Annotated in this window: 13 protein-coding genes and 2 tRNA genes; 5 read left to right on the plus strand and 10 right to left on the minus strand. The window is 64.0% G+C overall.

What is annotated here, in order from left to right; translation table 11 throughout:
• Positions 1–56: 56 nt before the first annotated feature.
• Both G7077_RS03795 and G7077_RS03800 read right to left on the minus strand, forming a co-directional pair.
• A complete protein-coding gene (locus G7077_RS03795) occupies positions 57–3494 on the minus strand; it encodes a TonB-dependent receptor (RefSeq protein ID WP_166410560.1) in 3438 nt (1145 codons plus the stop codon).
• A gap of 135 nt (positions 3495–3629) precedes the next feature.
• Positions 3630–5141 carry an MFS transporter gene (locus G7077_RS03800; protein ID WP_246167358.1) on the minus strand — a complete coding sequence of 504 codons (1512 nt, stop codon included), beginning with the start codon at positions 5139–5141 and terminating at the stop codon, positions 3630–3632.
• Positions 5142–5184: 43 nt separating this feature from the next.
• On the opposite strand from G7077_RS03800, the gene G7077_RS03805 reads away from it, so the two are divergent.
• Positions 5185–6198 (plus strand): LacI family DNA-binding transcriptional regulator, encoded by a 1014-nt coding sequence (locus G7077_RS03805; protein WP_166410561.1) that lies wholly within the window; start codon positions 5185–5187, stop codon positions 6196–6198.
• 74 nt (positions 6199–6272) lie between these two features.
• Here G7077_RS03805 and G7077_RS03810 read toward each other — a convergent pair.
• The 4 genes from G7077_RS03810 to G7077_RS03825 all read right to left on the minus strand — a co-directional run bounded on the left by G7077_RS03810 (position 6273) and on the right by G7077_RS03825 (position 9720).
• Positions 6273–6358 (minus strand) — tRNA-Leu (locus G7077_RS03810).
• Between the two features lie 254 nt (positions 6359–6612).
• Positions 6613–6909: an integration host factor subunit beta gene (locus G7077_RS03815; protein WP_166410562.1), complete on the minus strand. Its 297-nt coding sequence runs from the start codon at positions 6907–6909 to the stop codon at positions 6613–6615.
• 124 nt (positions 6910–7033) lie between these two features.
• A complete protein-coding gene (gene rpsA / locus G7077_RS03820) occupies positions 7034–8743 on the minus strand; it encodes a 30S ribosomal protein S1 (RefSeq protein ID WP_166410563.1) in 1710 nt (569 codons plus the stop codon).
• Positions 8744–9039: 296 nt separating this feature from the next.
• Positions 9040–9720, minus strand: a complete 681-nt coding sequence (locus G7077_RS03825) for an arylesterase (RefSeq protein ID WP_425505301.1) — start codon at positions 9718–9720, stop codon at positions 9040–9042.
• Positions 9721–9769: 49 nt separating this feature from the next.
• Between G7077_RS03825 and G7077_RS03830 the strand changes: the two genes are divergently transcribed.
• Together G7077_RS03830 and G7077_RS03835 are read left to right on the plus strand one after the other, a co-directional pair.
• Positions 9770–10471, plus strand: coding sequence for an ABC transporter ATP-binding protein (locus G7077_RS03830; RefSeq protein WP_246167360.1), 702 nt, complete (start codon positions 9770–9772; stop codon positions 10469–10471).
• A complete protein-coding gene (locus G7077_RS03835; protein ID WP_166410565.1) occupies positions 10468–12975 on the plus strand; it encodes an ABC transporter permease in 2508 nt (835 codons plus the stop codon). Before G7077_RS03830 ends, G7077_RS03835 begins: the two co-directional genes overlap by 4 nt.
• A 158-nt stretch (positions 12976–13133) precedes the next feature.
• Here the strand turns inward: G7077_RS03835 and G7077_RS03840 are convergent, their stop codons facing one another.
• A complete protein-coding gene (locus G7077_RS03840; RefSeq protein ID WP_166410566.1) occupies positions 13134–13307 on the minus strand; it encodes a hypothetical protein in 174 nt (57 codons plus the stop codon).
• An 87-nt stretch (positions 13308–13394) separates the two neighbouring features.
• On the minus strand, positions 13395–14018 hold the full coding sequence (locus G7077_RS03845) for a (d)CMP kinase (protein ID WP_166412303.1): 624 nt from the start codon (positions 14016–14018) through the stop codon (positions 13395–13397).
• A 133-nt stretch (positions 14019–14151) separates the two neighbouring features.
• On the opposite strand from G7077_RS03845, the gene G7077_RS03850 reads away from it, so the two are divergent.
• Positions 14152–14472 (plus strand): TIGR02300 family protein, encoded by a 321-nt coding sequence (locus tag G7077_RS03850; protein ID WP_166410567.1) that lies wholly within the window; start codon positions 14152–14154, stop codon positions 14470–14472.
• Here the strand turns inward: G7077_RS03850 and G7077_RS03855 are convergent.
• Positions 14469–15110, minus strand: coding sequence for a TonB-dependent receptor plug domain-containing protein (locus G7077_RS03855; protein ID WP_166410568.1), 642 nt, complete (start codon positions 15108–15110; stop codon positions 14469–14471). The two genes, G7077_RS03850 and G7077_RS03855, sit on opposite strands and share 4 nt — an antisense overlap.
• Positions 15111–15302: 192 nt before the next feature.
• Here G7077_RS03855 and G7077_RS03860 point away from each other — a divergent pair.
• Positions 15303–15378 (plus strand) — tRNA-Ala (locus G7077_RS03860).
• Positions 15379–15389: 11 nt separating this feature from the next.
• On the opposite strand, the gene G7077_RS03865 is transcribed toward G7077_RS03860, so the two are convergent.
• A complete protein-coding gene (locus G7077_RS03865; RefSeq protein WP_166412304.1) occupies positions 15390–18752 on the minus strand; it encodes an error-prone DNA polymerase in 3363 nt (1120 codons plus the stop codon).
• Positions 18753–18760 lie beyond the last annotated feature (8 nt).

The following is an 18760-nucleotide window of genomic DNA, read 5'->3' on the forward strand; positions in this document are numbered from 1 at the left end:
TGGGGCCGGGATCATCGATTTCCGGCCCCACGTCCCCACCGCGTCGCTCCTGTTGCCTAGAACTTCACCCGGACGCCGAACTGATAGCGCCGGTCGACCCGGTTCCAGGCAGAGTCGAAGTAGACCGGCTTGGCGCCGGGCGTCGCAATCGAGTCACCGAAAATCTGCTGTTCGTACACGGTAGTCGTGTTCAGCAGGTTCGATGCGTCGAGCGACAGTTCGAGGTATTTGTTGATCGAGTAGCGGATCGACCCGTCGAGGAAGCCCGCGGCCTTCTGGTACACCGGAAGGCCGATGCAGCAGTCGAGGTTGTTGGTGAGGTACCGCGAGCGCCAGTTGTAGGCGAGGCGAACGCCGAGCGGTCCCTTTTCGTAAAGGGCCACGGCGTTGAACGTGTGCTTGGATATGCCCTGCAGCTTGTGGGAGTCGATCAGCGCCGTTCCGCCTTCCACCGGAACGCCGATGCCGACCGCGCCAACGCCACCGCCCGACGTCGCATTGATCAAGTTGGAATTGTTGATCCCCGATTGCTTGACGTAGGTGTAGTTGAGCTGGGTACCCAGCCCGTCAAACGGCTGTGGCAGGAAGTCGAAGAAGGTCTGGAACGCCGCTTCGAACCCGTAGAGCTTGCCGCCGCCCTTTTCATTGTCCGGCCCACGCACTTCGACATTCTGGGTCGATCCATTGTTCGTGAACTGCCGGGTAAACAGGCCGTAGGAAACCGTGTTGCGCAGCTTCTTGTAGAAGGCGTCCACGGTGAAGGAGCTGCTAGGTCCGAAATATTTCTCGAACGAGACATCGAACTGGTCGGCGACGACCGGCTTCAGGCCGGCATTGCCCGCTTCGGCACGGAACACGAAGTTGTACCCCGTGACGTTTGCCGCCGTGTGCGCCGCCGTGGGCGAATTATAAACCACGTAGGGCGAGTCCGGGCCGGTGTTGATGACCGGCGCGTTGATCGACACGAAGTTGCGCAACAGGCCAATGTCCGGCCGCGAGATTGCGCGAGAGTAAGCGAAGCGGACGTAGGTGCGGTCGGGAAGGCCCAAGCGCAGGTTGAAGCTTGGCAGCCAATTGGTGAATGACGCCTTGTAGGTGTCGTCCGTGCCGCCGCCGCTGGCGAACGCGATCGTGTCGGCAGTCAGGTAGCAACGCGGATTGACCACCGCATTGCCCGACAGCGGGGTCCCGCAAGCGGGCAGCGACAGCAAGGTCGTCGCTGCCGGGAAAGCGACCGAACCGCGGCTGTTCTCCGTCGTGCGAACGACGCGCAGGCCGATGTTACCCTTGACCGTGACGTTGCCGAACAAGGTCGTATCGTCGCCGCCGAACCGCAGCATCGCATAGCCGGCGAGCGTCCGTTCCTTGAGGCGCATCACCTCCGACGGGGTGAAGCAATCATGCTCCGTCGCCTCGGGCCGATCGCAGATGGCGGTGTAGCCGCTTCCGATCGGCGAATTGGTGGCGGCGCCGCCAAGCGCGCCGATCAGCCGGTCGAAATCGCGGAGCGTGTCGCGGTTCAGATAGACGAGATCGCCATTGTCGTAGACGTCGCCGTCATAGAAGTTGCCTCCGCCCAGCGCGTAGGACTCCCAGATGCCATCGCCATAACCCTGGAACGGCGGATGTCCTGCGGCGCACGCGGGATAGGGCGCCGGCGACGTATTGTCCGCGTTGAATCCCGGACCGTTGCAGTTCCAGCTGGCCGCGATTGGCGTCCAGTTGAAGGTAGAGTAACGCACCGTTTGCTTGCGCTCGGCATTGCGGACGCCAACCTTCAGCGAGTCCAGCCATCCGCCTTCGTCGAAGTCATATTCGGCATCGGCACGCAGCGCGAGTTCGGTACCGTCATTGTCCTCGACATGACCCTGGATGAACGGGATCCAGTAGTTGTGAGGATTGGCCAGCCCGCCGTCGGCGTAGTTGACGTTCGATCCGGGCAGCGAGGTGATCTGCGGGGTGCCGTCGCTGTTCACCCGATAGTCCATGTTCGCCAGCGATCCCGCGGCCACCAGGATATCGTTGTTGTAAGTGGTCGCATCGACATATTGCACATCGAAGTTGGTGTGCAGGCGGTCGGTAACGTCCCACCGCGCATTGAGCGAATAATCCTTCGTTCCTTCTCGGTGACCGAAATTCCGCGCCTCATTTTCGAAACGCATTCCGTCCCGAAGCGATGAGCAGGGACGGTTCGTCCCACCCGCGCAGGAATTGACGAACGGAATGCCGGGCACGGCCGAGCCGGTGTCGGCCGCCGCCTGGTCGCTCTCGAAGCTTCCACGCCAGAAGCCATGCCCTTGGGTCAAGACGCCGGACTGGAGCATGCCATCCGATCCGAACGCAAGCGCGGGTGTTCCGGGCGCGGGGCCGAGGATAGTGCTGGTCCGCGGGAAGAAGGCGGGCGTGCCGAAGTAATTGCCGTCGAAGATGGCGTGGCTGGCTCGTTCGAACCAGGCGTTCTTGTAATGCGAGTTGGTATATTGCGCGGTCAGACGGAAATTGCCGGCGACATTCTCATATTGCGCGGCCGCAGCGATACCGCGCCGCTTGCGATCATAGTCGACTTCGGAAAACCGCACCCCATCAGGCGCATAGGCCCAACCCGTGCCGCCGAACGGATTGCCGTTGCAGGCAACCGCGCCATTGGTGATCGTTGCGCTGGCCTGCGTGCCGAAGCCGCCGGTGCAATAGGTGTCGATCTTATCCATGATGACGCTTTCGGTCCGCGTCACGACATGGGACTGGGCGTAATCGGCCATCAGGCCGAAGCGGCCGGCTTCCGTATCCCAAGTATTGCTGACCAGCGCCGAGAATTCGGGCGTCCAGCGTCCTGAACGATCGCCATAGTTCATCCGGAAGGTGCCGGTTGCCTGCAGTCCCTTGCTGTCGAACGGCAACCGCGTGCGCAGATTGACCGTGCCCGCAATGCCGCCCTCGATCATCTCGGCAGTTAAATTCTTGTATGCGTCGACACCGGCGAGCAGCTCGGGCGAAACGTCGTTGAAGTTCAGCCCCCGGGCCGAGTCCGCGGAGAAGCTGTCGCGCCCGTTGAACTCGGTCTTCACGAATGGAAGGCCACGGATCAGGACGCTGGTCGGCTCGCCCGACGGGTGGGTGCTGTCGTCCGCGGACTGCAACCGGTTCACTGTGATGCCGGGAACGCGGGACAATGCTTCGGACGCGGACTTGTCCGGGAAGGCGCCGATGTCGGTCGCCGTGATGGAATCGACGACGGTGTTGGCGTTACGCTTGATGTCCTGCGATGTTGCCAAGGCGCGGCGGACGCCGACAACGACGATGTCGTCGCCGGGCGAGGCCTGCGACGGCGCTTCCGTGCTGCCGGTGGAAGATTGCTGGGCCTGCGCGGCCTGGTCGTCAGTGGTTGCGCTGTCCTGCGCATGCGCCGCACCGGAGGCGACCACCGTTAATGCAAAAACGGAAACGCTGTTGCGGAATATTGCGCTGCACGCGGCACGCGAACGGCCCTTGATCATCTGACACCCCCTTCATGCGCTGGCACTCTTACTGGCGCCATGTGCAATAATTTGTCGCAAATTTATGCAAAGCGCAAGAGGGTTTGCAAACACTCCTCTGAACCAGACCCTATTGCTTCTATGCAAAACTTTGCATTACATGTGCAAATCGGGTGCAAGAGGATCCGACTCGCGGGGGATCAAAAAGGTGAGGACGGCAGCAATCAGGAAGGCCGCGGCAGCGATGTCGAGCGCCCGAGTCGGATCGTCGCCGAACAGGTTCCCGATCATCGGCCCAAGGACGGCCGCCGCCGCCAGCTGCGGCAGCACGAGGAACATGTTGTGAATGCCCATGTAGACGCCGACCCGCTCCGGCGGGACGGCGCTTGCCACCATCGCATATGGTGTCGACAGGACCGATCCCCAGGCGCACCCAATCGCCGCGGTGGGGAGCCACAGCAGGCCCGGGTCGTCCACGGCGCCGATCCCGGCAAAGCCCAAGGCGCCCACTGCAAGGCACAAGGCGTGCGATCCGCGCCGTCCAAGCACGCCGACGATAGCGGGCAGCAAGAGCGCGAAAAGGGCGGCACAGCCGTTGTAGGCCGCAAACAGGATGCCCACAGCGTCGGCGGCTTCGTTGTACCGGGCGCTTCCAGCCACCGGCGCGCCATAGTGCAGGTTCGCCACTGCGGGCACCAGGTAGACCCACATGGCGAACAGCCCGAACCAGGTCGCGAACTGCGTCCAGGCCAACCGGCGCATAACCCTGGGCATGGTGATGATGGCGGTCGCAACTGCACCTGCCTGCGACGCGAAGCGGATGGAGGGCCAGGCTGCCAGCAGCTGGATCACCCCGTATGCGGCGATGACGCCGCACAGGAGATAGCCTTCGCGGTGAAGGTCAAGAACCGCGACACTCGCCGTGCCCCCGGCCGCCAGCAGAACCCACACGCCTCCCCGCCGGGCGAGCTGCCGCGCGTTGTCGGGCTTGCTGAGGACCCCGGCCGACGCAACCTCGGCCGGCGCCGGCGGCTCCCGCGTGGCGACTACGGACCACAGAACGGTCAGCAGCACGCCAGCAGCGCCCGTATAGAAAGCCGCGTGCACGGATGGCGGCAGTCCGTCAGGCGACGATCCGCCCGACCAGCCGAGCCAGTTCCCGAAGATCCATGGCAGCAGGGAGGCAAACACCGCTCCGCTGCCGATGAACAAAACTTGCATGGCAAAGCCGGCGTCGCGCTGCTCCTCCGGCAGGACGTCCGCGAGCAAGGCGCGGAACGGCTCCATCACGACATTGATGGAAATGGTAAGAAGCCACAGGCCCGCACTGGCGGTCCACACACTGGTGACGTTGGGCATCAGCAGCAGGGAAAGTGCGGTCAGGAACGCGCCTGCAAGCAGGAACGGACGCCGGCGGCCGAGCGGTCCCCGCGTCCGGTCGCTCCACTGGCCAATAATCGGCTGGACGATCAGACCGGCGATCGGCCCGGCAATCCACAGCATGGGCAATTCGGCAACGTCGGCGCCCAAGGTTTGGAAGATCCGGCTCGTGTTGACGTTCTGGAGACCCCAGACGATCTGCACGCCGAACAGCCCGCAACAGATGCTGGCGATTTGCCCGATCGACAGGCGCGGGCGCGTTTCGGGACCTTGGGGCGGAGGGTTCAACCGCTAGGCTCCGGCCCGGCGAATCATTAGGGACGGGGCAGGAATGAACGACCAGACCAACAGCAAGACGACGCTGGAGCAGATCGCCAAGCTGGCCGGCGTGTCCATCTCAACCGTGTCGCGGGCACTCAACGATCACCCCCTGATCAGCCGAAGCACCAAGGAGCGGATCTGGGCGCTGGCACATGAGCAGGACTATACCTTCCGCCAGGCCATGCCAACCGCGCCGATCGGAGCGGAAGGATCCATCGCGATTGTCATGCCCTACTTCCACGGGCGGCCACTTCCCTTATCGCACCCCTTCTTCCTGGAGCTGCTGGCAAGCATCGGCGAAGCAGCCCGCGCCCGTTCGTGCGACTTCACGGTCAGCCACGTAGCACCCGCAAGCTACGGCGACCTGGTCCTTGCCACGACCACCAGCCGCGCCAGCGGCGTCATCTTTCTGGGACAAAGCGCGCTTCACCGCGAGCTGAACAAACTTGCCGAAACTCCGGCAAGGTTCGTCGTCTGGGGCGCCAATCTGCCGGGGCAAAGTTATCGCACGATCGGCTCCGACAATCTGATGGGCGGCCGCCGCGCAACCATGCACCTTGCACGGCTGGGCCGGAAAGCCATCGCCTTTGTCGGCGGCACTGACCCTGAGGCCATGCAGCGGCGCCGCGGCTACCTGGACGCGCTGAAGCAGGCAGGCATTGCGTCCAACCCTGACCTTGTCTGCGAAGCGGAGTTCGAACTGGAATCGGCCGAAGCGGCGGTCGGAAGCCTGCTTCGGCGCGGGATCACCTTCGACGCCGTCGTGGCGGGCAGCGACCTGACTGCATTAGGCGCTATCCGCGCACTGCGCGATCGCGGCCTCAGCGTTCCCCAGGACGTGTCGGTAGTCGGCTACGACGACATGCTGCTGGCTCGGCTCAGCACACCCGCACTTACGACGATCAGGCAGGACACTCAGGAAGCCGGACGTCTTCTTGTGTCCAGCGTCCTGGACCAGCATGCATCCGATCAGTCTCGACGGCTTTCCACCGAACTGGTCGTGAGAGAGTCCTGCGGCGCGTAAGGCGCGCTCATTTCAAGCTACGCTGGATGATAGATATAGCCGCACAGCTTTCAGCAGCGTGTGCAGTGAGTGCATGGTGCGGACGGCGGGACTCGAACCCGCACGCCCTGAGGGCAGAAGATTTTAAGTCTCCAGCGTCTACCGGTTCCGCCACGTCCGCGCCAAGCGGCACGCTCTATCGCAGCGGCAGCAAGGGCGCTAGCGGCTGCGTCTTCCTAAGGTCGCTCGCGGCACCTTCACTGCGCCGAGAACATCGCAACACTTGCGCTATCTAGCGCATGCGCCACGCCCGGCGGGCAGAGTAGATGGGAGACTCTCCGAACTGAGCCGGGCTCTTGGTGGGGCGGTAAGGAGCGGACTGCGCGGGTTGCTGATCCCCGGCAGGACCCATCAACGGAGTAGCCCGGTCGAGCCTTATTCGGCGGTCACTTCGCCAAGGTTCAAGCGCTCGCGCATTTCCTTGCCGGGCTTGAAATATGGGACGCGCTTGGCGTCGACATCGACAGCCTCGCCGGTGCGCGGGTTGCGCCCGACGCGGGCATCGCGGCCCCGGGTCGAGAAGGCGCCAAAGCCACGAAGCTCGACACGGCCGCCACTGGCAAGCTGTTCGGTGATGGAGTCGAAGAACGCGTTTACAGCCGTCTCGATCTCACGCTGCGTGAGGTCAGGAAAGTCGGTGCACAGTTTCTGCACTAGTTCCGAACGAATCATCGGCGTCCCCGCTGCCGGCCCTTCGGGCCTCCTTGAGCAGCGCGCCCCCTGCACATCTGCTCAGTCCGCAAACATTCTCACAATGGCTGCCCCCGCGCAACCCGCGCGGGGCAAACATCGAAGATTACTGCTTTTTCGCCTGCTTCAGGGCTTCGCCAAGGATGTCGCCGAGCGATGCACCCGAGTCCGACGAACCGTACTGGGCGACGGCCTGCTTCTCTTCGGCGATCTGCATCGCCTTGATCGAGAAGTTGGGCTTCTTGGAACGGTCGAAGCCGATGACCATTGCATCGAACTTCTGGCCGACCTGGAAACGCTCCGGACGCTGCTCGTCGCGATCGCGGCCGAGATCGGTGCGCTTGATGAAGCCGGTCACGCCATCGTCGCCGACCTGAACTTCAAGGCCGCCGTCGCGGACTTCGAGAACGGTGACGGTAACCACGTCGTTCTTGTTGACGCCAGCGCCGCCAGAGGCACCCGCAGCCGACACGCCGCCGCGCTCAAGCTGCTTCATGCCAAGGCTGATGCGCTCCTTCTCGACATCCACGTCGAGAACGACGGCCGTGACCGTCTCGCCCTTGTGATGAAGCTGAAGCGCTTCCTCGCCCGACACGCCCCAGGCGATGTCCGACATGTGGACCATGCCGTCGACGTCGCCTTCCAGGCCGATGAACAGTCCGAACTCGGTCGCATTCTTGACTTCGCCTTCGACCTGCGAACCGACGGGATGCTTCTCGGCGAAGTCCGACCAGGGGTTCGACTGAGCCTGCTTGAGGCCCAGCGAAATCCGGCGCTTCTCCTCGTCGACCTCGAGCACCTTGACGTCCACTTCCTGCGAAGTGCTGACGATCTTGCCCGGGTGGACGTTCTTCTTGGTCCAGCTCATCTCCGAAACGTGGACCAGCCCTTCGATACCCGGTTCCAGCTCCACGAAGGCGCCATATTCGGTGATGTTGGTGACGCGGCCGCGGAAAGTGCCTTCCAGCGGATACTTGGCGGCGGCGCCTTCCCACGGATCGCTCTCGAGCTGCTTCATGCCGAGGCTGATGCGCTGCGTGTCGCGGTTGATGCGGACGATCTGCACCTTCACCGTGTCGCCGATGTTCAGCACCTCGGACGGGTGATTGACGCGCTTGTAGCTGATGTCGGTGACGTGCAGCAGGCCGTCGATGCCGCCCAGGTCCACGAAGGCGCCGTAATCGGTGATGTTCTTGACGACGCCGTCGATCACCTGGCCCTCGGCCAGCGACTGGATCAGGCCCGAACGCTGCTCGGCGCGGGTTTCCTCAAGGATGGCGCGACGCGACACGACGATGTTGCCGCGGCGGCGGTCCATCTTCAAAATCTGGAACGGCTGGGCGATGTCCATCAGCGGGCCGACGTCGCGGACCGGACGGATGTCCACCTGCGAACCGGGAAGGAACGCCACGGCGCCGCCGAGGTCGACGGTGAAGCCGCCCTTGACGCGGCCGAAGATCACGCCGTCGACGCGGTTGCCGGCTTCGAATTCCTTTTCAAGCTTGTCCCAGGCGGCTTCGCGGCGTGCGCGGTCGCGGCTGAGCATGGCTTCGCCGTTGGAATTCTCGACGCGGTCGACATAAACTTCGACTTCGTCGCCAACGTTCAGCTCGGCCTTCTGGCCCGGAGCGGCGAACTCGCGCAGCGGAACACGGCCTTCCGACTTCAATCCGACGTCAATCACCGCGAGATCATTTTCGATCGCAGTGACGGTGCCCTTCACCACCTTGCCTTCGAAGGTTTCGTTTTCGCCACCTAGGCTCTGGTTCAGGAGGGCCGCGAAATCGTCGCGGGTCGGAAAGGCTGCTGTCGCCATAAAGTCGATTGTCTCTCGTTCTTCAAACGGGCCTGCCGCGTGACCGTCACCATGACGGGCATTCACATGCGGACCTGGTTGCATTCACCGCCGCGCACGGACCATCCGGTCGCAGCATCCTTGGGTATGGAAAGCTCCCGCAACGGCAGCACGAATGCGCGTCGGGCAGCGGCATGGAGCCGATTGCCAAACGCGCCAGGTAGAAGCTGCTCGCCGCGAGAGGCACTTGGCACACCCGCCGGACGGACGTCCCCTAGCCTAAAGGCCACAAAAGGACAAGGCTGAGCGCCGCCGCCTCACTGACGCGACGGCGCTTTCGCGAGCTCGGCCCCGATCGTGGGCGCAATTGCGCGGACCACCCTCTGCACACCCTCGCGGTTGGGATGGATCCGGTCCGGCAGCATCAACGCCGAATCCGTAACCACGCCCTGAAGAAAGAATGGGTAGAGCGCTGCGCCGCATTGCTTTGCGACGTCCGGGAAAACCGCATCGAACCGGCGGCGGTAGTCGGCGCCGAGGTTGGGCGGCGCGAGCATACCGGTCAGTACCACCGGAATGCCGCGTTCACGCAATCGCCCGCAGATCGATTGGAGGTTGCGGCGGGTCACGGCCGGATCAAGCCCCCGCAACATGTCGTTCCCACCAAGTCCGACGATGGCAAGGTCAGGGACCCGTGGCAGTCCGGCGAGCGTGAATTCGAGCCGCTCCAGTCCCGCTGCCGTGGTATCGCCCGACACGCCGGCATTCTGCACGCTGACGGCGACGCCGCTCTTGCGCAAGGCCTGCTCCAGTTGCGCCGGAAAGCTTTCATTGGGAGCCAGGCCATAGCCGGCATAAAGGCTATCCCCGAAGGCGAGGACCAGCTTCCCGACCCCCTGCGGCTCGCCCGCCAAGGCGGTGGGCTCACTCTTCTCCGAACGCTGCGCAGGCTGCGCTTCCGGCGAGCAGGACGACGCAAGCAGGTGGACGGCGGCCACGGCACTCGCATAACAGGACAATCTCCAGCTCAAGGACCCATTACCTTTCATGGCCAGTCAGAAGGACGGCGCCGATAGCATGATCAGCGCCCGAAACATCAGGTTAACCTTGGGCGCGCGCGGCGCCGAGACAGAGATCCTCAAAGGCGTCGACCTCGATATTCGTGCCGGGGAGAGCCTTGCGATCCTGGGGCCGTCCGGCTCGGGTAAATCCTCGTTGATGGCGGTCCTGTCCGGACTCGAGCGGGCAACTTCCGGTGAGCTGACGGTTGCCGGGGTCGATTATTCGAGCCTCAGTGAAGACGATCTTGCCCGTGCGCGGCGGGGCAAGATAGGCATTGTGTTGCAGGCATTTCACCTGCTTCCGACCATGACGGCGCTGGAGAATGTGGCCGTGCCGTTGGAGCTTGCGGGTGCTAGCGACGCATTTGCCACCGCCGAAGCGGAACTGATGGCAGTAGGTCTCGGTCACCGCCTTGCCCATTTTCCCTCGCAATTGTCGGGCGGAGAACAGCAACGCGTGGCAATAGCCCGCGCCGTGGCGCCGAAGCCCGCAATCATCTTCGCTGACGAGCCCACCGGAAATCTTGACCAGTCCACAAGCGCCGGGATCGTCGATCTGCTGTTCGAGCGTCAGAAGTCCGCCTCGGCAACTTTGATCATCATCACGCACGACCAGACGCTCGCCGACCGTTGCGGAAGGATCATCCGGATGCAGGACGGCACGATCGCCTCGGACAGCGCCGCTTGACCGGGCTGGGCTGGCGAGGCGCCTGGAAGCTGGCGCGCCGCGACTTGTCGGGCGGCTTTCGCGGCCTTCGCCTGCTGTTCATCTGCTTGTTCCTGGGCGTTACGACGCTTGCGACCATCGGCAGCCTGACCGCGGCCATCCAGAACGAATTGTCCGTAAATGGCCAAGCATTTCTGGGCGGCGACCTGGAAGTCGAGATTTCGCAGCGGGAGGCGACGGGCGTAGAGAAAGCAGCTCTCGCTCGTGAAGGTCGGCTTAGCGAGACCGTTCGAACCCAGGCCATGGCCCGGCGTGGGGACGAGCAAGGCGTTGGCGTGCTGACCGAGCTGAAGGCGGTCGACCGCAACTATCCTTTGTTCGGCGAATTCAAGGTGCAGGGTGCCGGACTGCCGCTCGGCCCTGCCGACGCGCTGATTGGCCCGGGGCTCGCGGAACGCCTGGCGCTTAAAATTGGAGACCGCGTTCGCTACGGCGAGGCCAATTTTCTGGTGCGCGGGATCATTTCCGATGAACCCGATCGGGTAAGCGAAGGCTTCACGCTCGGCCCGGTCGCGATCGTTTCCCTGGAGGGTCTGAGGCGTACCCGGCTGATTGCCCCCGGAAGTCTATTCCAGAGCAAATATCGGATCCGGCTTGCCGAGGGCGGCGAACCCGAGCCGGTGATCGAGCGCCTGCAAGGACGGTTCGAGAATCAGGGTTGGGAGTTTCAAAGCCGTAACGGCGCTGCTCCAGGCGCAAGCCGTTTCTTCGACCGAATGGGTCAGTTCTTGTCGCTGATCGGCCTTGCCGCACTGGTGATAGCCGGGATCGGAGTCGGCAACGGCGTGACGTCTTACCTGGCGGGCAAGCGCAACGGCACCGCTACCCTGAAAATCCTCGGCGCCACATCGCAAGACATCGGCCGCATCTACTTCCTCGAAATCGGCATCGTGGCCGCGGCTGCCGTGGGCCTGGGGCTGATTGCCGGCGCTGTGCTGCCACTGCTCGCGATATCGGTCGCGGGGGACTTGCTACCGGTGCAGCCGCGATTTGCCATTCACCCCGTGCCGCTCGCGACAAGCGCCGAGTACGGGCTGCTGATCGCCTTCATCTTTGCCTTGCCTCCATTGGCCCGCGCCCGGCTCTACCCGGCAGCTTCGCAGTTTCGGGCTCTCGTCGACGAGCGTCGGCGCATCGATATTGGCACAGTGCTGGTCATCGGGGCCGCACTTGTCCTGCTCGTTGCAACGGCGCTCGTCTCGTCCGACAACCCGGGCTTCGTGGGCATGTTCATGGGGGCGGTCGTCGCCGCGCTGATCCTGCTGGCTGCCGTGGGCTCCTTGCTGCGCTGGGCCGCGCGCCGGCTGCCGAGGGTGCGGCGGCCCTTGTTGCGCACCGCCATCTCCAACCTTCACCGGCCCGGGTCGCAGACGGTGGCCCTGGTCATCGCGCTGGGACTTTCACTGACGCTTTTCGTTACGATTTCCGCCATTCAGACCAGCCTCAGGGCCGAGATCGAGGGCAGCGTCCCGAAGCGCGCGCCCGACCAGTTCGTGCTCGATATCCCCGCACCTCAACGCCCACGGTTCGAACAGGTCGTCCGTCGTCATGCGCCCGGCGCGGCGCTGAACGTCGTTCCAACTTTGCGCGGCACGATCACGGCCTATGGCGGAACGCGTGTTTCCGATCTGGAGGAGCTTCCGGAAGGCGCGTGGTTCCTGCGCGGCGATCGCGGCGTCACCTATAGCGCCGACCTGCCGGAAAGCAGCGAACTGGTTGAGGGCAGCTGGTGGCCGTCGGGCTATTCGGGTCCGCCTTTGGTGTCCATCGATGTGGAGGCCGCGCGGATCATGGGCGTCGGCGTCGGCGACACGATGACGGTGAGCATCCTTGGCCGTGAGATCGAGGCACGCATTGCGTCCTTGCGGAAGGTCAACTGGCGATCGTTAGGCTTCAACTACATTCTGGTATTCTCGCCAAACAGCCTCGCCGGCGCGCCGCATACCGTCGCCGGCACCATCAGCATGGATGGACCGCCAAGCTCCGCATTAAATCGTGACCTTCTCACCGCCTTTCCCTTCGCGTCCGTGATCGACGTGGGCGAGTTGATCGGGCGCATACAAGCCATGCTTGGTCAGATGGCCGCAGCGATCCTGATTGCCGCTTCCGTGACGGTGCTCGCCGGGATCGCCGTCCTCGTCGGTGCCATCGCAGCATCCCGGCACGCGCGAAGCTATGACAGCGTCATCATCAAGGTGCTTGGCGGAACCAGGCTTCAGATCCTTGGCAGTCAGGCGATCGAATATGCGATGCTTGCCGCGGTTCTTTCAGCCTTTGCGCTCGCAATAGGGCTGTACGCTGCTCACTATGTGGTCGTTCAACTGTTCGAATTCGGCTGGGCGCCCCATTGGCCCACGGTCCTGTTGACCCTGGGCGCCGGCTCTGTCCTCACGCTCGTCATCGGCCTGCTGGGCTCCTTGCCGCTTATGGCAGTGAGGCCAGCAGCAGCGCTAAGAACGGCATAGGCCAATAGGCAAAATCCTATTGCCAAAAGGAAACAAATAGGGAACATGGACTCGCTCGGAGTCGCTCACATGATCGTTTTGAATTCGTCCCTTCTGCTGGCAATCGCCGCACTGATCACAAGTCTGTCCGCCCTGATCTGGTCGGTTCGCCGCAAGCCTTAACCCCGGAGCCGCTGTACTAGGCGGCCGCCCTGCCAAAGCTCGGCAGACCCGGTGCCGCGTCGCTGTTGCGCAACGGCGAGTGCCGCATCGTCGTCAAGCGCGTCGAAATACTCCGGAGCGGAAGCGATCTGACCGGCGCCGTCCAGACGATACAACTTATATTCCGGCATGCCGCGCCCCTTCCGTCGGGCGCTATGACGACTGCCAAGCTAAGTTCCTAGTCCGCGACCCGACACTTGGCGCCAAGCACTTGCGGATCAGCCTAACCGTTGCTTTTCCACAATGACGATCGCTGCCGCGACCGCCTCCTCCGCGCTCATCCGGCTGGTGTCGAGCAGCACGGCATCTTCCGCTTGCCGAAGCGGCGCCGACGAGCGGTCGCTGTCGCGGGCGTCCCGCGCCTCGATGTCGGCCAAAATGTCGGGCAGGTGGGCAGGCATGCCACGTGCCTGAAGCTCTTTCAGTCGGCGTTCCGCACGGATCTGCGGTGAGGCGGTCACGAACAGTTTCACGTCCGCGTCAGGTGCAATCACCGTTCCGATGTCGCGGCCGTCCAGCACCGCCCCTGACGGGCCCGCCGCGAATCTTTTCTGCCGCTCGAGCAAGGCTTCGCGGACCATCGGGTAGGCGGAAATTCGCGATGCAATGCTGGACACCGTTTCGCTGCGAAGCTCGGGATCGTCCCAGCCGATGCCGTCGATATGACAGGCACGGACCGCCTCGAACTCGCTTCCCGGGTCGCCACCGAACCGCCACAGGTTCAGCGCCACGGAGCGGTAGAGTAGCCCGGTATCGAGATGGGGCAGCCCAAAATGTCGGGCAAGGGCGCGCGCGATTGTCCCCTTGCCGCTCGCCGCCGGTCCGTCGACGGCGATCACCAGGGGCGCGTTCGCTGCAGGAGGCACCGGCTCATCCAAGCCCGGCGCTTTGACAGGGGCAAACCGCTATGGCAAGGCGCCGCCGAATGCCACACGACGGCATCAACGATCACAGCAGCGTTGGAGTATTCTCACCATGGTGAAGCCCGAATGGGGCACCAAGCGCACTTGCCCCAAGTGCTCGACCCGTTTCTACGATCTCGGCAAGGACGATCCGGTCCATTGCATCGAGTGCGGCACCGACTTCGTGCCGGAGCCGGTGCTGAAGTCCAAGCAGCCGCTGGCGTTTGAAGTCGCTGCGACCGCAAAGGAGCCGGCAACGACCGATGCGGACCTCGAGGCTGAGGATCTGGCGATTGTCGAGGAAGAGGAGCCGAGCGCCGACGACGAAGTCGACCTGGACACGGGGGACGAGGATCTTGGCGTCGAAGCCGGCGGCGAGGACGACGAGGGCTAAGCGCCCTCGTCTCCCCAGCTAACGTCGGGCGGCGAGAACGTCGGCCCAGCTGACCAGCTTGAAATTCTGTGATTGGGCGGGTTCACCCCGTCCTGCACGACCAACAACCCGCGCGGATACGTCGGCCCGAACGCACCCGCGTGGAACGTGATGCCGTCGGTTTCTTCCGTTGAACCGAGCGCACCGGGAGCGACGCGGAAGCGGCCTGCGGGCCCCTCGGAGCTGACGACGTTCAAGCCATCGAACGACAATGTGGTCCAGCAATTGGGTGCGCCGCGAAGGCTGATGTAGCGAGCCTGACCCTGATCGCGCTCAACCGCGACGCCGGGCAGGCGGCTGGCGGCCTGAGCGACGTTCTGGTCGGGAAGACGGCCGACCGCATCGGACGCGGCGACGGCAACGATCGAGTCCGCGCGGCGCTGAACATTCAGTGCGGCAGCTTCGGACTCCGCGATCGGCCTGCTGCCGGTGACGACGATTTCGTCGAGCGGGACGTCATTCGTGCGGCTTTCGGTCGCAAGGCTTCCATCCTCGGCTGGCGGCGTCGGTGCTTGCTGCGCTAGCGCCTGACCGGACCAGCTGATGGCGATTGCGAGAGAGCAGGCGCCGCAACGCGCCCTATGACGAAACGATGTCATGTTGATCCCCACTCGACTTGAGTTGAGGGGCGGATATGTTTGCAATGCTACGGCAAACCGGCCCGAGTCATGTCAGTTCGGAGACTCGGCACTGGTAGAAGCACTGCTGTTGCAGTTCCGCCGCGGGTCACGTGCGGAAAGCGCATTTTCCCATTTGCTTGGCAGGGAGTTTCGCCTAAAGGCGGCGGCCACGGGGCCGTAGCTCAGCTGGGAGAGCGTCGCAATGGCATTGCGAAGGTCAGGGGTTCGATCCCCCTCGGCTCCACCATCCCTTAATCGTTAATGGAAGTCCCGCGTGCGTTGGCGGATGACCTGTTCCGGGTCGGCGCCGGTGCGGAAGGGCTTGTGGTACTGGTCGTTGGTTTTCGGCCACTTGCGATCTTCCTCGCCGCGGTCAGGTGAGCCGCCGTTGGTAGCGCCGTCGCCGCGGCCGACACGGTGGTGGAAGTCCATCTCGCCGACCGCGCGCAGCATGGGGGTATAATCCTCGATTGTGTCGGCGATGACGTGGATCACGCCGCCTTCGCGCTGGACGGTGCCCCTGACCGCAATCATGGAGGAGGAGAGCACGACGCGGCGGTGGGTCTCGAACTTGTGCGGCCAGATGATGATGTTGGCGATGCCCGTCTCGTCCTCGATCGTCGCGAACAGCACGCCCTTGGCGCTGCCCGGCTTCTGGCGGATGAGGATGATGCCGGCGACCGTCACCTTGCGGCCGTCCTTGGTAGTGTTGAGGTCGAGGCAGCGAGTAAGGCGGCGGCGGTCGAGTTCGGGCCGCAGAAAGGCGACCGGGTGGGCCCGCAGCGACAGCTGAAGCGCACGATAATCTTCCACCACCTCGCGGCCCTCGCTCATGGCGTGGAGTTGAACGAAGGGCTCGACGACTTCGGCCTGCCGGGCATCGGCGGCGGCGAACAAAGGCAGCGGCGCTTCGCCGAGACCCCGCACCTGCCACAGCGCCTGGCGGCGGTCGGCGCCGAGGCTTGCGAATCCGTCGGCTTCCGCGATCCGCTCCAGCGCCGCCAAGGGCACGCCCGATCGGCGCCACACATCCTCAATGGACGTGAAAGATCCATCGCCCCGCGCCGCCACAATCCGAGCGGCATGCTCGTTGGCAAGACCGCGCACCATGCGGAGGCCGAGGCGGAGGGGCAGCCAAGCCCCCTTTCCCGCAAGCGGCAGAGGGTTGGGGTGAGGGTTTTCTCCTTTTCGTAGCGGGGAAGGAGAAGAGGGCAGACCATCACGCTGCTCTCCCCGGCTCGCGAGAGAGGGTTCCAACGTGCAATCCCAGCGGCTGGCGTTGATGCAGACGGCCCGCACCTCCACCCCATGTTCCCGCGCGTCGCGGACGATCTGGGCAGGCGCATAAAACCCCATGGGCTGAGCGTTCAGCAGCGCGGCGCAGAAGACGTCCGGATGGTGGCACTTCATCCATGACGAGGCGTAGGCGATCTTGGCAAAGCTGGCGGCGTGGCTTTCGGGAAAGCCGTAGCTTCCGAACCCCTCGATCTGCTTGAAGGTGCGCGTTGCGAAGTCGCGGCTGTAGCCGCGCGCCACCATCCCTTCGATGAGCTTGTCCTGAAAGTGGCTGACCCCGCCGGTAAATTTGAAGGTCGCCATGGAGCGTCGCAGCGCATCGGCTTCGGCGGGGGTAAAACCCGCGCCGACGATCGCGACCTTCATCGCCTGCTCCTGAAACAGCGGCACGCCCAGTGTCTTCTTGAGCACCGCCTCCAACTCCGGCTTGGGATATTCGGGCACTTCCTTGCCCTCGCGGCGGCGAAGATAGGGGTGAACCATGTCGCCCTGGATCGGCCCTGGGCGGACGATCGCAACTTCGATCACCAGGTCGTAGAACTCCTTGGGCTTCATGCGCGGCAGCATGCTCATCTGTGCGCGGCTTTCGATCTGGAACACGCCCAGCGTGTCGGCGCGCTGGATCATTTCAAAGACCTTAGGGTCGTCATCTTGGAGACTCTCCAGCCCCATCCGCACACCCCTATATTCGTCCAGCAGGTCGAATGCGCGGCGCATGCACCCCAGCATGCCAAGGCCGAGCACGTCGACCTTCATGAAGCCCAGTTCCTCGATATCCTCCTTTTCCCACTCGATCACGCGCCGGTCGGGCATGGCGGCAGGTTCGATCGGCACCAGCGTATCGAGCCGGTCGCGGGTGAGGACGAAGCCGCCGGGATGCTGGCTGAGGTGCCGCGGTGTGCCGATCAGCTGCCGCGCAAGGTCGAGCGTCAGCGCCAGACGCGGGTTGGTGGAGTCGAGGTTCAGTTGCTCGACATGGGTTTCGGCAACGCCTTCGTTGGACCAGCCCCATACCTGCCCTGCAAGCGCGCCGGTGAGGTCTTCAGGGAGGCCCAGCGCCTTGCCGACTTCCCGTACCGCGCCGCGCGCGCGAAATCGGCTCACCACCGCGGTCAGTGCCGCATGTTCATGGCCGTAGGTGTTGTAGATCCACTGGATCACTTCTTCTCGGCGCTCATGCTCGAAATCCACGTCGATGTCCGGCGGCTCGTCACGCGCTTCGGAGATGAAGCGCTCAAAGAGTAGCTCATGCTTGATCGGGTCGATGGAGGTGATGCCAAGCACGTAGCAGATCATCGAATTGGCCGCTGACCCGCGCCCCTGACAGAGGATGCCTTGGCTGCGCGCAAAGGTGACGATGGAGTTCACCGTTAGGAAGTAAGGCGCATAGTTGCAGCGCCCGACCAGCCGCAGTTCATGCTCCAAAAGGTCGGCGTAGCGCTGGGGAACGCCGTCGGGATATCTGTCCGCCAGCGCCGCCCGGGCCATGTGCGCCAGCGCATCCTGCGGCGAGCGGCCGGACATGACGATTTCGTCCGGATATTGGTAGCTGAGTTCGCGCAATTGGAAGGGGCAAGCGGCGGCAATGTCGGCTGTGGCCTGGATGGCGTCGGGGTAATCGGCGAAGCGGCGCTCCATCTCGGCGACGCTTTTCAGATGCCGGTCGGCGAAGCGCTCGCGCCGGAAGCCGAGGTCGTCGATGGTGCTGTGCTCGCGGATGGCGGTGACCACGTCCTGCAACATGCGTTTGTCGGGAGAGTCGTAGAGTACGTCGCCGGTGGCGAGGCTGCGGACGCGGTGCTGGCGGGCGAGCTGGTCGAGAGCATGGAGGCGCTGCTTGTCGCCGGGACGGCGGCGGTAGGTCAGCGCGCAATGGGCACGGTCGCCGAAGATATCCCTAACTGCCGCGAGCGATGCGGCAGCGGTGTCCACATCGTCGGGCAGTAGCGCTGCGACAAGGCCTTCAGACCAGGCCTCGACATCTTCCCAGTGGAGAAAGCATTGCCCTTTTTCGCCCTTACGGGGGTCGGCGCGCTTCTTGCCCTCGCTGAGTAACAGTGTGAGCCGGGTCCAGGCGGCGCGGTCCTGCGGCCACACGAGGAGTGACGCGCCGTCCATAAGGTTGAGGCGGCAGCCCGCGACGAGGCGAACGCCGGTGGTATCCGCCGCCACCAGCGAGCGAACCAGCCCGCCGACGCTGTTCCAATCGGTGACGCCCAGCGCCGGATAGCCGAGCTGGGCCGCGGCGGAGAACAATTGCTCCGGGCTGGAAACCCCGCGCAGGAAGCTGAAGTGGGTGGTGGTCTGAAGCTCGACATAGGTCATGGGCGGAG

This window comes from Sphingomonas piscis, assembly GCF_011300455.1.
GTDB classification, from domain to species: domain Bacteria; phylum Pseudomonadota; class Alphaproteobacteria; order Sphingomonadales; family Sphingomonadaceae; genus Sphingomicrobium; species Sphingomicrobium piscis.

Coding starts and splice junctions, on each gene's coding strand:
- G7077_RS03795 (WP_166410560.1), bottom strand. CDS start 3,494: ATGATCAAGGGCCGTTCGCGTGCCGCGTGCAGCGCAATATTCCGCAAC.
- G7077_RS03805 (WP_166410561.1), top strand. CDS start 5,185: ATGAACGACCAGACCAACAGCAAGACGACGCTGGAGCAGATCGCCAAG.
- G7077_RS03815 (WP_166410562.1), bottom strand. CDS start 6,909: ATGATTCGTTCGGAACTAGTGCAGAAACTGTGCACCGACTTTCCTGAC.
- rpsA (WP_166410563.1), bottom strand. CDS start 8,743: ATGGCGACAGCAGCCTTTCCGACCCGCGACGATTTCGCGGCCCTCCTG.
- G7077_RS03830 (WP_246167360.1), top strand. CDS start 9,770: ATGGCCAGTCAGAAGGACGGCGCCGATAGCATGATCAGCGCCCGAAAC.
- G7077_RS03840 (WP_166410566.1), bottom strand. CDS start 13,307: ATGCCGGAATATAAGTTGTATCGTCTGGACGGCGCCGGTCAGATCGCT.
- G7077_RS03850 (WP_166410567.1), top strand. CDS start 14,152: ATGGTGAAGCCCGAATGGGGCACCAAGCGCACTTGCCCCAAGTGCTCG.
- G7077_RS03855 (WP_166410568.1), bottom strand. CDS start 15,110: ATGACATCGTTTCGTCATAGGGCGCGTTGCGGCGCCTGCTCTCTCGCA.
- G7077_RS03865 (WP_166412304.1), bottom strand. CDS start 18,752: ATGACCTATGTCGAGCTTCAGACCACCACCCACTTCAGCTTCCTGCGC.